At 64.7% G+C, this 12,474-nt stretch carries 12 protein-coding genes; 5 read left to right on the top strand and 7 right to left on the bottom strand.

The window, feature by feature from the left end:
* Positions 1–74: 74 nt before the first annotated feature.
* Complete coding sequence (locus tag ACSKT0_RS22675; RefSeq protein WP_437771727.1) at positions 75–824, bottom strand: SDR family NAD(P)-dependent oxidoreductase; 750 nt, start codon at positions 822–824, stop codon at positions 75–77.
* The gene (locus ACSKT0_RS22670; protein WP_437771726.1) at positions 821–1,732 is read right to left on the bottom strand and encodes a fumarylacetoacetate hydrolase family protein; all 912 of its coding nucleotides are present in this window, start codon (positions 1,730–1,732) and stop codon (positions 821–823) included. The genes ACSKT0_RS22675 and ACSKT0_RS22670 overlap by 4 nt, the downstream gene beginning before the upstream one ends.
* Before the next feature lie 144 nt (positions 1,733–1,876).
* On the opposite strand from ACSKT0_RS22670, the gene ACSKT0_RS22665 reads away from it, so the two are divergent.
* The 5 genes from ACSKT0_RS22665 to ACSKT0_RS22645 are packed head-to-tail and all read left to right on the top strand — an operon-like array spanning position 1,877 to position 6,572.
* Positions 1,877–3,196, top strand: coding sequence for an L-fuconate dehydratase (locus tag ACSKT0_RS22665; protein WP_437771725.1), 1,320 nt, complete (start codon positions 1,877–1,879; stop codon positions 3,194–3,196).
* A complete protein-coding gene (locus ACSKT0_RS22660) occupies positions 3,193–4,476 on the top strand; it encodes an alpha-L-fucosidase (RefSeq protein WP_437771724.1) in 1,284 nt (427 codons plus the stop codon). Before ACSKT0_RS22665 ends, ACSKT0_RS22660 begins: the two co-directional genes overlap by 4 nt.
* Position 4,477: 1 nt before the next feature.
* Positions 4,478–4,792, top strand: a complete 315-nt coding sequence (locus tag ACSKT0_RS22655) for an L-rhamnose mutarotase (protein ID WP_437771723.1) — start codon at positions 4,478–4,480, stop codon at positions 4,790–4,792.
* Positions 4,789–5,742 (top strand): aldo/keto reductase, encoded by a 954-nt coding sequence (locus ACSKT0_RS22650; RefSeq protein ID WP_437771722.1) that lies wholly within the window; start codon positions 4,789–4,791, stop codon positions 5,740–5,742. The genes ACSKT0_RS22655 and ACSKT0_RS22650 overlap by 4 nt, the downstream gene beginning before the upstream one ends.
* The gene (locus tag ACSKT0_RS22645) at positions 5,739–6,572 is read left to right on the top strand and encodes an amidohydrolase family protein (protein ID WP_437771721.1); all 834 of its coding nucleotides are present in this window, start codon (positions 5,739–5,741) and stop codon (positions 6,570–6,572) included. The genes ACSKT0_RS22650 and ACSKT0_RS22645 overlap by 4 nt, the downstream gene beginning before the upstream one ends.
* 11 nt (positions 6,573–6,583) lie before the next feature.
* Here the strand turns inward: ACSKT0_RS22645 and ACSKT0_RS22640 are convergent, their stop codons facing one another.
* The 5 genes from ACSKT0_RS22640 to ACSKT0_RS22620 all read right to left on the bottom strand — a co-directional run bounded on the left by ACSKT0_RS22640 (position 6,584) and on the right by ACSKT0_RS22620 (position 12,416).
* Positions 6,584–7,255 carry a FadR/GntR family transcriptional regulator gene (locus ACSKT0_RS22640; RefSeq protein ID WP_236813453.1) on the bottom strand — a complete coding sequence of 224 codons (672 nt, stop codon included), beginning with the start codon at positions 7,253–7,255 and terminating at the stop codon, positions 6,584–6,586.
* A 185-nt stretch (positions 7,256–7,440) separates the two neighbouring features.
* Complete coding sequence (locus tag ACSKT0_RS22635) at positions 7,441–8,958, bottom strand: amino acid permease (RefSeq protein WP_437771720.1); 1,518 nt, start codon at positions 8,956–8,958, stop codon at positions 7,441–7,443.
* Between the two features lie 125 nt (positions 8,959–9,083).
* Positions 9,084–10,508, bottom strand: coding sequence for an aspartate ammonia-lyase (locus ACSKT0_RS22630; RefSeq protein WP_437771719.1), 1,425 nt, complete (start codon positions 10,506–10,508; stop codon positions 9,084–9,086).
* A 55-nt stretch (positions 10,509–10,563) separates the two neighbouring features.
* Complete coding sequence (locus ACSKT0_RS22625) at positions 10,564–11,589, bottom strand: asparaginase (protein ID WP_437774098.1); 1,026 nt, start codon at positions 11,587–11,589, stop codon at positions 10,564–10,566.
* 20 nt (positions 11,590–11,609) lie between these two features.
* Positions 11,610–12,416, bottom strand: a complete 807-nt coding sequence (locus ACSKT0_RS22620) for a FadR/GntR family transcriptional regulator (RefSeq protein ID WP_437771718.1) — start codon at positions 12,414–12,416, stop codon at positions 11,610–11,612.
* Positions 12,417–12,474: the final 58 nt, after the last annotated feature.

Here is a 12,474-nt window from a genome sequence, read left to right as displayed (position 1 = left end):
GCCATCGATTGCCTGGTGTTGAGCATAGGCGAATCAGTGGCGGGGAGAGGTTGCGCGGGCGTTGCGTTACGTGCCTACCCCACCGGGCGCAACCGCAGCCCCTGCATGCCGCCGTCGATCGCCAGGGACGTACCCGACGTCGAGCCGGACAGCGGGCTCGCGAGGTAGGCGACGGCGCCCGCTACCTCGGCTGCTTCCACCAGGCGGCCGTGTGGCTGGCGGGCGTTGAGCGCGGCGCGCTCGGCGGCGGGATCGGCGGAGGATTCGAGGAGCCTGCCCACCCACGGGGTGTCCACCGTGCCCGGGTTGACGCAGTTGACGCGGATCCCTTCGCGGACGTGGTCGGCCGCCATGGCCAGCGTGAGGGACAAAACAGCGCCCTTCGACGCCGAATACAAGGCCCTTTGCGGCAGACCGGCGGTCGCGGCGATGGAGCATGTGTTGACGATCGCGGCCGCGGGCGATTCGCGCAGGTACGGCAGGGCCGCACGGCTGACGCGGGCGATGCCCACCACGTTGATGTCCAGCACGCGGTGCCATTCGTCGTCGTCGTTCGCTGAAACATCCCCTTGGGCGCCGATCCCTGCGTTGTTGACCACCACGTCGAGCCGGCCGAACTTCCTGACGACGGCGGCGACGGCGACGCGCACCGAAGCGTCGTCGGCCACGTTGCATTCGACGCCGAAATGCGGGGTCCCGGAGGGGTTGAGGTCGAGCACAGCGACCTGCGCCCCGCCGTCGGCGAGTCGGTCAGCGATAGCCGCACCGATACCCGACGCCCCTCCGGTGACCAGAGCTACGAGCCCCTCGAACTCGGTGCTCACCGCGTTGCCTTGTCGGTGCCTACTGCTGCAAGCGAACCGGAGCGGGCCCGATAGAACTCTTGCCGCTGGCGGCCGAGCCCTTCTACCTCGAGCTCCACCACGTCGCCGGGTTGGATGTAGGGGAAGCGGCCGGAGAGCGCCACCCCTTCCGGAGTGCCGGTGAGAATGACGTCGCCGGGCTCCAGGACCATGTACTGGCTGAGGTGGTGGACCACGGTAAGAGCATCGAAGATCATGTCTGAAGTGTCCGACGATTGGCGGATCTCGCCGTTGACCCACGTGCGCAACGCGAGGTGTCCGGCGTCGAGCTCATCGGCGGGAACCAACCAGGGGCCGAGGGGTGTGGACTGCGGAAGCGACTTGCCTTTGGTCCACTGGCCTGCGGCGCCAGGCAGCTGGTAGTCGCGCTCGGAGAGGTCGTTGGCGACGACGTAGCCCGCGATGCAGTCGGCAGCCTCGTCCGTGCTGGAAAGGTATGACGCTTCGCGGCCGATCACGATGCCGAGTTCCACCTCCCAGTCGTACTTTTCCGACGACGGCGGAATGGGCGCGGCGTCGAACGGACCACTGACCGTGTTGCTTGGCTTCAGGAACACCACCGGTGATTCCGGGGGCGTGGCACCGGATTCGGCCGCGTGCGCGGTGTAGTTGAGGCCGATGCAGACGACGTTCCCCGGCCGGGCGATGGGTGAACCGATCCGGAGGCCTTCGGCCGACATCTCGGGCAGATTCCCGGCCGCAAGGGCATCCCGGGTGCGTGCAATGCCGTCCGTGGCGAGGAACTCTCCATTGATGTCCTTCGTCAGCGGGTCAATGCTGAAGGATTTTTCGGTGCCGTTGGCGTCTTGGGCGATGACAACCGGCTTTTCATTTCCGGCAGTGCCCAGCCGGGCGAATTTCATGTTCATGTATTCCTCCGTGCTCTGGCTCTAACATCCGAGCTCTAGTCTGCTGTTGCTCTCCATAATACGGAAATGTGACCCATTGACAATGCAGACATCGGATGTTTACGCTCATCCCAGCAAACGACCTGCTGCCAAGCAAGGAGCACAATGAGCGTCATCACCGCGGTGGACACCTTCGATATCCGCTTTCCCACCTCCCAGGAACTGGACGGATCGGACGCCATGAATCCGGATCCGGACTATTCGGCGGCATATCTGGTGATCCGTACCGACTCCGATGACGGTCACGAAGGCCACGGTTTCGTCTTCACCATCGGGCGCGGGAACGAGGTGGAGGCGGTGGCGATCGGGGCACTCCGCCACCACATCCTGGGCCGCAACGTCGAAGAATTGCTCGGCGACATGGGCGGCACCTGGAAGCTTCTTGCCCACGATTCGCAACTACGTTGGCTCGGTCCCGAAAAGGGCGTGATGCACATGGCGATCGGCGCCGTCGTCAACGCGCTTTGGGACCTCAAGGCCAAGCGGGCCGGGCTCCCGCTGTGGGAGCTGCTTTCCGGAATGAGTCCCGAGGAGATCGTGGCACTCGTGGACTTCCGGTATCTCAGCGATGCGCTCACTCCTGAGGATGCGCTGGGAATATTGCGGACGGCGGAGCCGGGGCGCGCCGCCCGCAGGGCAGCGCTTCTCGCGGAAGGCTACTCCGCCTACACCACGACGCCGGGCTGGTTGGGTTACAGCGACGACAAGCTTGTGCGTCTGGCCAAGGAAGCCGTCGCGGACGGTTTCGGGCAGATCAAGCTCAAGGTGGGGGCCTCGCTGGAAGACGACATCCGTCGCGTCCGCACGGCACGCGATGCCGTGGGGCCGGATATCAAGATCGCGGTGGACGCGAACCAACGCTGGGACGTTCAGGAAGCCATTGACTGGATGGCGCACCTGGCCCCCTATGGCATTGCCTGGATCGAGGAACCCACCAGTCCCGATGACGTCCTCGGCCATGCCGCGATTGCCCGGGGCGTGGCGCCGATCCCCGTGGCCACGGGTGAGCATGTCCAGAACCGTGTGATGTTCAAGCAGATGCTGCAGGCGGGATCCCTGCAGGTCTTGCAGTTGGACGCGGCGAGGGTTGCGGGAGTGAACGAGAACATCGCGATCCTCCTTCTTGCCGCGAAGTTCGGCGTCCGCGTCTGCCCGCACGCAGGCGGAGTGGGTCTCTGCGAGGCCGTCCAGCACTTGTCGATGTTCGATTTCGTGGCGGTTTCCGGAGACAAGAATGGTCGGATGATTGAGTTCGTCGACCATCTGCATGAGCACTTCGTTACTCCGGTGGATGTCCACGACGGCTGCTACTGGCCGCCTTCGGCGCCCGGTGCCGGTGGTGAAATGGTTGCTGGCACGCTGGCCGACTACAGCTTTCCCGACGGCCCGATGTGGGCCGCGGACACGAGGAAGGAATCCCGTTGATAAAGCAAGCACCTTGGTTCACGGAGTCCCGGTTCGGCATGTTCGTCCACTGGGGCTTGTATGCCCTGCCGGCACGGCATGAGTGGGTCATGAACCGCGAACGCATTCCTGCCGAGGAATATGAGAAGTACTTCCAGCACTTCAACCCGGATCTCTACGACCCGCGGGAATGGGCCCGTGCCGCGAAGGGTGCTGGGATGAAGTACGTGGTGCTGACCACCAAGCACCACGAGGGGTTCTGCCTTTGGGACTCCGCGCTCACCGACTACAAATCCACCAAGACGCCATCCGGCCAAGACCTGGTGGCCCAATACGTCGAGGCGCTGCGGGAGTTCGGCCTGAAGGTAGGTTTCTACCACTCACTCATTGACTGGCACCACCCGGATTTCACAATCGACGGATTCCACCCCGAACGGGACAACCCCGACGCCGAAAAACTCAACGTGGGCCGCGACATGGCCCGCTACCGCGAATACCTCCATGGCCAGGTACGCGAGCTGCTCAGCAACTACGGCCAGATCGACTACCTCTTCTTCGACTTCTCCTACACCAGCGAGGACCACAAGCACATCTGGGGCGGCAAGGGCCGCGAGGCGTGGGGTTCGGTGGAACTCCTGAAGATGGTCCGGGAGCTTCAGCCCGGCATCATCGTCAACGACCGCCTGGACATTCCCGGCGACTTCGCCACGCCCGAGCAGTACCAGCCGTCCGGTCCCATGGTGGTGGACGGCGTCGAGGTGCCTTGGGAGGCATGCCAGACCCTGAACGGCAGCTGGGGCTATGACCGGGACAACCTGGACTACAAGTCCGTGGATCTGCTGGTGCGGATGCTTGTGGATGGGGTGTCCAAGGACGGCAACCTGCTCCTCAACGTCGGCCCCACGGGCCGGGGAAATTTCGATCGGAGGGCCGTGGAGTCGCTCCGAGGCATCGGTGACTGGATGAAGCTGCATTCCCGGGCCATCTACGGAGCCGGACCCGCGGCATGGACTCCGCCCGCGGACGCCCGGTATACGCGCCGCGGGGACCGACTTTACGTGCACTTGTTTGCGTGGCCGTTCGAATACGTCCACCTCCCCGAACTCGCCGGCAAGGTGGAATATGCCCAGCTGCTCAACGATGCCTCCGAAGTCGCGATGCTTGAGATCTCACCGGACCGGGCGGCAATCAACACCACCCCTGGAGGGCAACCGGCGGGTACCCTGACACTGAAGCTGCCTGTCCAGCGACCCGACGTGACGGTGCCCGTCGTCGAACTCTTCCTGAAGCCCGGGGTGTAGCGTGCCGGAAACCATCGCCCTGCACACCCGGCTCAAACCGGGTGCCGAACAGGACTACGCGGATGCCCATGCGGGGATCCCCGCCGAACTCGTCGCTGCCCTGAAGGGCGCCGGCGTGGGCAATTGGCGGATCTGGCGCAGCGGCCAGGACCTCTTCCACCTCGTTGAGGTGACGGACTACCAAGCCATGCGCCGGGCGCTCGCGGACCATCCGGCCAATGTCCCGTGGCAAGCCCGCATGGCGGAGCTTCTGGACGTCCAAGATGACTATTCGGGCAATGACTCGGGCATCCCGTTGGTATGGGAGCTGGCATGAGCGGCGCGCGATGGGATGGCCAGCTGGGCAAGCTCGGGTTCGGCGCCGCCGGCATCGGCAATTTGTACTGTGCCATGCCGGACGCCCAAGCAGCCTCCACTGTCAACGCGGCCTGGGATGCCGGGGTCCGCTACTTCGACACCGCCCCGCATTACGGCTTGGGACTGTCCGAGCGCAGGCTTGGTGCCGTGCTGAGGGAGAAGCCCCGGACTGAGTTCACCGTGTCCACCAAGGTGGGCCGGTTGCTGGAACCGAATGCGGCCGGAGCCAGCGCGAAGGACGACGAAGGTTTCGACGTCCCGGCAACGAGCAAGCGCCAGTGGGACTTTTCCGAAGCAGGCATCCGCCGAAGCATCGAGGAATCACTCGAACGCCTCGGCCTGGACCACGTGGATATCGCCTACCTGCATGATCCGGATGTCCATGACCTCACCAAGGGGATCGGCGAAGCCTTGCCCGCACTGGAAAAGCTGCGTGCGGACGGCCTGGTGAAGGCTATCGGCGTCGGGACGAACTCGGCGGAAGCCGCACTCGAATGCGTCGAAGCCGCGGATCTGGACCTGGTGATGCTCGCCGGACGGTACACCTTGCTTGAGCAGCCCGGTGTTCCGCTCCTGGACCGCTGCGTGGCGCGCGGCACCGGCGTCGTGAACGTGGGCGTGTTCAACTCCGGCCTGCTGGCGCGATCCGAGGTCCCCGAGGATGCGCATTACAACTATGCGCGTGCCCCGCGCGCGCTGGTGGAGCGTGCCCGGGCACTCGCCGACGTGTGCCGCGACTTCGGAGTGGAACTCCCGACGGCGGCACTCCAGTTCAGCCTGCGACACCCGGGCGTCGTGAACGTGACAGTTGGGGCGAGCAACCCGGAGCAAGTGTCCACCAACGCAGCGCGGATGAATGAGGATCTGCCCGAAGGTCTGTGGGCGGCTTTGGCAGGTGTGGCGGGGTGATTGATTCCCACCTGCATCTGTGGGAGCTTGCGCCGGAGGCTTATGAGTGGCTTGGCCCGCAGCACGGCGGACTCTTCCGCAGCTACGGCGAAGCCGAGGCCCGGGAAACCCTGCACGCGGCGAGCGTCGGGGGAGCAGTGCTCGTCCAGGCTGACGACACCGTCGCGGATACCGAGTCCATGCTCGCTGCCGCCGACCGCAACGCCTGGGTACTCGGCGTCGTGGGCTGGATTCCGCTCGACAGGCCCGCCGAAGCGGAGCAGGAGTTGGATCGGTTCCTGGGGAACCCCGCGTTCCGGGGCGTGCGGCACTTGGTCCATAACGACCCCAGGGACGACTTCCTCGAGTTGCCTGCAGTCCGCTATTCCTTGCGCATGCTCGCCAGCCACGGATTGGCGTTCGACGTACCGGACGCCTTTCCGAGGCACCTCGGACGTACTGTCCAGCTGGCCCGGGAGCTCCCGGAGCTGACCATCGTGCTGGACCATCTCGGGAAGCCGCCGTTGGCCGATGTTGCGGCGATGGACTTATGGCGTGCCGATTTCCGGGCCTTGGCCAAGCTGCCCAACACTGTGGCCAAGGTATCCGGCCTGCATTTGCCGGGGATTCCTTACACTGCCGAGGCGTTGCGTCCACTGTGGGACGAAGCGCTGGATGCCTTCGGTCCGGAACGGCTCATGATCGGTGGCGATTGGCCCGTCAGTACCTTGGGTGCTCCGTACGGACGAACCCTGGAAGTGCTGCTGGAACTTGCCGGGGAGCTCAATTCAACGGAGCGCCAGGAGTTCCGTGAGGGAACCGCGGTGCGGGCGTATGGGCTTCGGCGCTAAGCACCGGCGCGCTAGAGCGCCTGGCGCAGCCAGCTTTCGACGCCGCTGATGTGGACCGTGACGAGTGCCCTGACCAGCTCGGCGTCGCCGCGTTCCAAGGCGTCCGCGATGGCCTTGTGCTCGGCAAGGGTGTGAGCCACAGCCTTTTCCTGGGTCAAGCCGCGCCAAATACGGGCCCGGACGGTGCTGCTGGAGAGAGCCTCGAGCAGTCCGGCGAGGTAGTCGTTTCCGGCGGCTTGGGTGATGATGCCGTGGAATTCGAGGTCGTGGGCAACGAGTTCTTCGACGTCGGTATTCTCGTCGATCCCGTCCATCGTGGCGCGCAAGGCCGTGAGCGCCGTCGGGGTCATCTTGCCTGTTGCGATGAACGCGGTGGCGGGCTCCAGGATTCGTCGGACCTCAAAGAGTTCCAGGATGGAACGGTCCTGGTGAAGATCAACGACGAACGCTACTGCCTCGTTGAGCAACTTGGCGTCAAGGCTCGTGACGTAAGTGCCGTCCCCACGCCGCACGTCCAGGACACGAATGAGTTCGAGGGCCTTGACGGCTTCGCGCAGGGAACTTCGCGAGAGGCCGAGCCGCTCGCTCAGTTCCTTCTCCGGCGGGAGACGGTCCCCGGCCTTGAGTTCCCCGCGGATCAGCATGTCCTTGATCTTGCTGATCGCTTCATCTGTGACAGCCATGGCTACATCCTAACGGCGAATGATCCGATGTCTGGCACCCAACTAACTCGCAGTTGTTGTCGTTTTGAGGCCTCTAAACGACAACAACTGCGAGTCAGTTGGGGGACCTAACGCACGACGGCGGCACCCGGGTTCCGCGCGAACGGAACCTCAGGTGCCGCCGTCGGGCACTGAATACTGAAGGGCTAGATCTTGTCCTCTGCACCAGCAACCGGCAGGTTGGCGATCACGGGAGAGCTGCCCGTGAAGCCGTCGCGGGCCGCTGCGAGTTCGTGGATTTGCTTGCGGCACAGGTACCAGCCAACCACGATGAGCGCACAGGCGATGGCCGTGACAAGCATGGTGAGCGGGGAGTCGATGAACACCATCACCAGCACGCCCAAGAGGAACAGCAGAGAGAGGTAACCGGTGTAGGGGGCGCCGAACATCCGGAAGGACGGACGTATCAGCCAGCCCTTGTCCGCCCAGCGCTTGAGCTGCATCTGGCACAGGACGATGGTGGCCCAGGTGACGATGATCCCCACGGAGGCGACGTTCAGGACGATCTCGAAGGCGTCGGACGGTACGAGGTAGTTCAGTGGGACGCCGAGCAGGGAGACGCCGGCCGTGATGGCGATGCCGCCGTAGGGGACACCGGCCTTGTTCATGCGCTGGGCGAACTTCGGAGCGGAACCGGCCACGGACATGGAGCGCAGGATGCGGCCGGTGGAGTACAGGCCCGCGTTCAGCGAGGACAGGGCAGCGGTGAGGACCACGAGGTTCATGATCACGTCCACGCCCTGCACGCCGATGTGGCCGAAGAAGGTCACAAACGGGCTGACACCCTTGACGTAGGAGGTGTACGGGAGCAGCAGCGCCAGCAGGATGACGGAACCCACGTAGAAGACGGCGATGCGGAAAACCACGGAGTTGATGGCCTTGGGCATGATCTTCTCGGGGTTCTCCGTTTCACCCGCGGCGGTACCCACGAGCTCGATCGAGGCGTAGGCGAACAGCACGCCCTGCATGAGCATGATCATGGGCAGCATGCCGGTGGGGAAGATCCCGCCGTGGTCCGCGAGGAGGCTGAAGCCCACTTCCTGGCCCGGTACCGGCGTGCCGAAGATGACGAAGTACGTGCCGATCACTAGGAACGCCGCCAGGGCAGCCACCTTGATCAGGGCGAAGTAGAACTCCATTTCGCCGAAGACCTTGACCGAGACCAGGTTCAGGCAAAGCACCACCAGAAGCGCGATAAGTGCCCAGGCCCACTGCGGGACGACGCCGATCCAAGGGACATATTTGCCGAAGAAGTTCATGTAGAGGGCCGCCGCGGTGGTGTCGACGATGGTGGTGGTGGCCCAGTTGATCCAGTAGAACCAGCCGGAGACAAACGCAGCCTTCTCGCCGAAGAACTCGCGGGCGTAGGAGACAAAGGAGCCCGACGACGGGCGGTGCAGCACGAGTTCGCCGAGGGCGCGCAGGATCAGGAAGGCAAAGAAGCCGCAGACCGCATACGCGATGACGAGGGAGGGGCCCGCAGCGTTGAGACGGCCGCCGGCACCCAGGAACAGGCCGGTGCCGATGGCGCCGCCGATTGCGATCATCTGGATCTGACGCGGCTTCAGGCTCTTGTGATAGCCCTTGTCCTCGGCGTGGAGGAGCTTTTCAGTGGCGTGCGCCTGTGGCGGGACCGTGTGGTCCGTGATGGGTGCATTGGTCATGGGAATCCTTAGGGGGTGTCCTGTTGGGGGTCCGGATCTCGCCGTCCGGCCTGGTTTTTTTGCGCGTTCAGGCCCGACGACGGCCGGCGGGGGCCGCCGTCGTGGGTCGTTTTGCGCGGCTCAGCCTAGTTGCTGAGGTTAGCCAGGCGTTCGGGGCGGAGGAGCTCGTCGAGCTGCTCCGAGGTCAGCAAGCCGTGTTCGAGAACGAGCTCGGCGACGCCCTTGCCGCTTGCCAGCGCTTCTTGCGCGATGGCTGTGGCGGAGGCGTAGCCGATGTGCGGATTGAGTGCCGTGACGAGTCCGATCGACTGCTCTACCGTGAGGCGCAGGCGTTCGGTGTTCGCGGTAATGCCCTGGATACAGCGCGACGTGAGGGTGCGGCACGCGGCTTCCAGGTGGGAGATGCTCTTGTGGAGGCTGTGGACGATAATCGGCTCGAAGGCGTTCAGCTGGAGTTGTCCGGCTTCGGCCGCCATGGTGACAGTGACATCGTTGCCGATGACTTCATAGGCCACTTGGCTGACCACTTCCGGGATCACCGGATTGATCTTGCCTGGCATGATGGACGATCCCGACTGCACAGCCGGGAGGTTGATCTCGCCCAGTCCCGCACGCGGTCCGGAGGACAGCAAGCGGAGATCGTTGCAAATCTTGGAAAGCTTGACGGCGACGCGCTTGAGCACGCCCGAGAGGTGGACGAACGCGCCCACGTCCTGGGTGGCCTCGATGAGGTCGACCGACGTGACGAGCGGCAGGCCGGTGATCTCAGCCAAGTGCCCGCAGGCTGCTGCGGCGTATCCAACCGGGGCGTTCAGGCCGGTTCCGATGGCAGTGGCGCCAAGGTTGATCTCGTGGATGAGCAGCTGGGACTCGGCCAGTCGAGCCCGGTCCTCGCCCACAGTCACGGCATACCCGCCGAATTCCTGGCCGAGGGTCATGGGTACGGCGTCCTGCAACTGCGTGCGGCCCATCTTGACCACGGTGCGGAATTCCTCGCCCTTCTCTGCGAACGCGACCTGGAGTTCCTGAAGAGCCGAAAGAAGGCCCTGGACGGAGAAAATGGTGGCCAGGTTGACGGCTGTGGGGTACACGTCGTTGGTGGACTGGCTCAAGTTGACGTGGTCGTTCGGGTGCAGCCTGGCGTAGTCGCCCTTCGGGTGGCCAAGGATTTCAAGGGCCCGGTTGGCGATAACCTCGTTGGCGTTCATGTTGGAGCTGGTGCCGGCACCACCCTGGATGACGTCCACCATGAACTGCTCGTGGAGCTTGCCGTCCAGGATGTCCTGGCAGGCCTGCTCGATGGCGTCCGCCCGTTCGTCGTCCAGGAGGCCGAGGTCGCGGTTGGTGCGCGCGGCGGCGAGCTTGACTGCGGCGAGGCCCTTGACGAGGTTGGCGTTGCTGGCCAGCGGGTGGCCGGTGATGGGGAAGTTCTCGATGGCACGCAGTGTGTGCACGCCCCAGTAGGCATTAGCAGGGACGTCGCGGTCTCCGAGGAGATCATGTTCCGAGCGGAACTCTGGAATTGTCGTGGAGTGCACGGCAGATGTCATTGCTGTCCTTTGGTCTTTGTGCTTGTTTGGCTGCGTCAGTTCGACTCAGTCGAAGTCAGTTGGATGCGAGGAAGTTCGCGGCACGGAGCACGCCGACAGGACGCCCGCCGCCCAACACGGGAGCGCTGGCGAGCGTGGCGAGCTGGCCGCCGTCGAGCCCCAGTTCCTCAAGGACGCGGACGGTGACGGGCATGCGGGCGCGGTCGCCGCCGTCGGAAATCTTGATGGCGACGCCGGTGCCGTTCCGCAGGCCGATGAGCTGGAGGCCTTCGAAACCGTCCTTGGCGAGCAGTCCGGGAACCGCGCGCATGATCGCTGTGACGTCGCGCCCCTCGCCAGCCACCATCTCGGGGAAGGCACGCATCGCGTGGGCTACTTGGCCCTCCGCTTCAGTGTTGTCCGCTGCGGCCATTCGGGCATAGGCCCGGGCCATGCCGTGCAGGCTGTGGGCAAAGAGCGGGGTGCCGCAACCGTCGGTGCTAATGGCCGCGGCGTCTTCGCCCGTGAGTTCAGTGATGGTGTCCTTCACAAGCATTTGGAGGGGATGTTCGGGGTGCAGGTAACCCTGGACCGGCCAGCCGTTGATCACGCACGTGGCGGCCATGGATGCGTGCTTGCCGGAACAGTTCTGTGCGAGCTGGGTGGCTGTGCCGCCGTCGCGAAGCCATGCTTCGCGCTCGGCGGTGCCGTAAGGGAGGTCGGTGCTGTTTTCCAACGCACTTTTGTCCAGGCCGTGCATTTCGAGGATGCGTGCGGCGCCGTCGAGGTGCATCGCGGCGCCGGAGTGGCTTGCCGCGGTGAGGGCGAGGAGGTTCTCAGGAAGCTTGAGTCCCGCACGGACCATGGCGACCGCCTGCAGCGGTTTGAGGGAGGACCGTGGGTAGAACGCGGCGTCGGGCTGGCCGGCTTCTAGGAGTGTTTCGCCGTCCGGCCCGACGGCGATAAGGGAGCCGTAGTGGATGCTCTCGACCAAGCCGTCGCGGGTCTGTTCCGCGAGGGGGACATGGCGTGGTGTGGTTGGAATGGCTGCTGCCGGGGTGGTGGCGGGCATAGCGGTGCGCGTTGCATGCGGGGTGGGCATGACTTCCTTCAGTTGGTGGATCATTTGCTGAGGATGGTGTCCAACGCAACGCTGACGGCGCTGAGATGGTCGGCCATGGCGGCTTCGGCGGCGGGGGCGTCGCCTGCTTCGATGGCTTCGACGATGCGGAGGTGTTCATCGTCTGAAACATGCTGGCGGTCGGCCACCATGTTCAAGGTTTCGGATTGATGGGCCAGGGCTTCGCGGATGTCGGCGACAACGCTTTCGAAGACCTTATTGCGGCTTGCGCGGGCGATGGCAGAATGGAAGCTGGCGTCGAGGCTGACCCAGGTCTCAGGGTCGGTCTCGGCTGCCATTGAATCCACGATTTCCTTGAGGTGTTCAAGGTCTTCCGGGCTGCGGCGCTTCGCCGCAAGGCCGGCTGCCGGGACTTCGATATGCGGGCGTGCCTCGTTAAGGTCCCGTGCCGAGTACTGGCCGAGTGTGAGGTCATTGGCCACCCGGTCCGCTACGACGAACGTGCCTTTGCCGGTCTTGGTCACCGTCAGCCCGAGCGCAGTGCACGAGCGGAGCGCCTCACGTATGACCGAGCGGCTCACGCCGTACTGTGTGGCCAAGGTGGCTTCAGAGCTGAGTTTTGCCCCCACTTCCACGGTTCCGCCTTCGATGTCCTGGCGGATGGCGCTGAACACGGCTTCCGCTGCACTGAAGCGGGCGAGGGGCCGGGAGCTTGATGGCCGCGCCACTTGGGCCGGCCGGGGGACGGCGCCGCTTGTGGCGGTGCGCTGGCCAGCTGCAGCTTTCTGGCTGACGGCTGGCTGTCCAGTGGCGGCCTGTCCGGCTGTCCGGCTGTCTGACAGGTTCACTCTATGAATATGGCACGGGTCACAGGGCGGTGTCAAGATTCGCTGGCTTGTTGGGGGC

It is taken from the genome of Arthrobacter sp. KNU40 (assembly GCF_051515115.1).
Classification (GTDB): Bacteria; Actinomycetota; Actinomycetes; order Actinomycetales; family Micrococcaceae; genus Arthrobacter.
This window is presented reverse-complemented; position numbering and strand designations above follow the sequence as displayed.

Bases quoted from the DNA above. Each gene is read 5' to 3' on its own strand.
- ACSKT0_RS22670 (WP_437771726.1), bottom strand. From the start codon at position 1,732: ATGAACATGAAATTCGCCCGGCTGGGCACTGCCGGAAATGAAAAGCCG.
- ACSKT0_RS22665 (WP_437771725.1), top strand. From the start codon at position 1,877: ATGAGCGTCATCACCGCGGTGGACACCTTCGATATCCGCTTTCCCACC.
- ACSKT0_RS22650 (WP_437771722.1), top strand. From the start codon at position 4,789: ATGAGCGGCGCGCGATGGGATGGCCAGCTGGGCAAGCTCGGGTTCGGC.
- ACSKT0_RS22640 (WP_236813453.1), bottom strand. From the start codon at position 7,255: ATGGCTGTCACAGATGAAGCGATCAGCAAGATCAAGGACATGCTGATC.
- ACSKT0_RS22635 (WP_437771720.1), bottom strand. From the start codon at position 8,958: ATGACCAATGCACCCATCACGGACCACACGGTCCCGCCACAGGCGCAC.
- ACSKT0_RS22630 (WP_437771719.1), bottom strand. From the start codon at position 10,508: ATGACATCTGCCGTGCACTCCACGACAATTCCAGAGTTCCGCTCGGAA.
- ACSKT0_RS22625 (WP_437774098.1), bottom strand. From the start codon at position 11,589: ATGCCCACCCCGCATGCAACGCGCACCGCTATGCCCGCCACCACCCCG.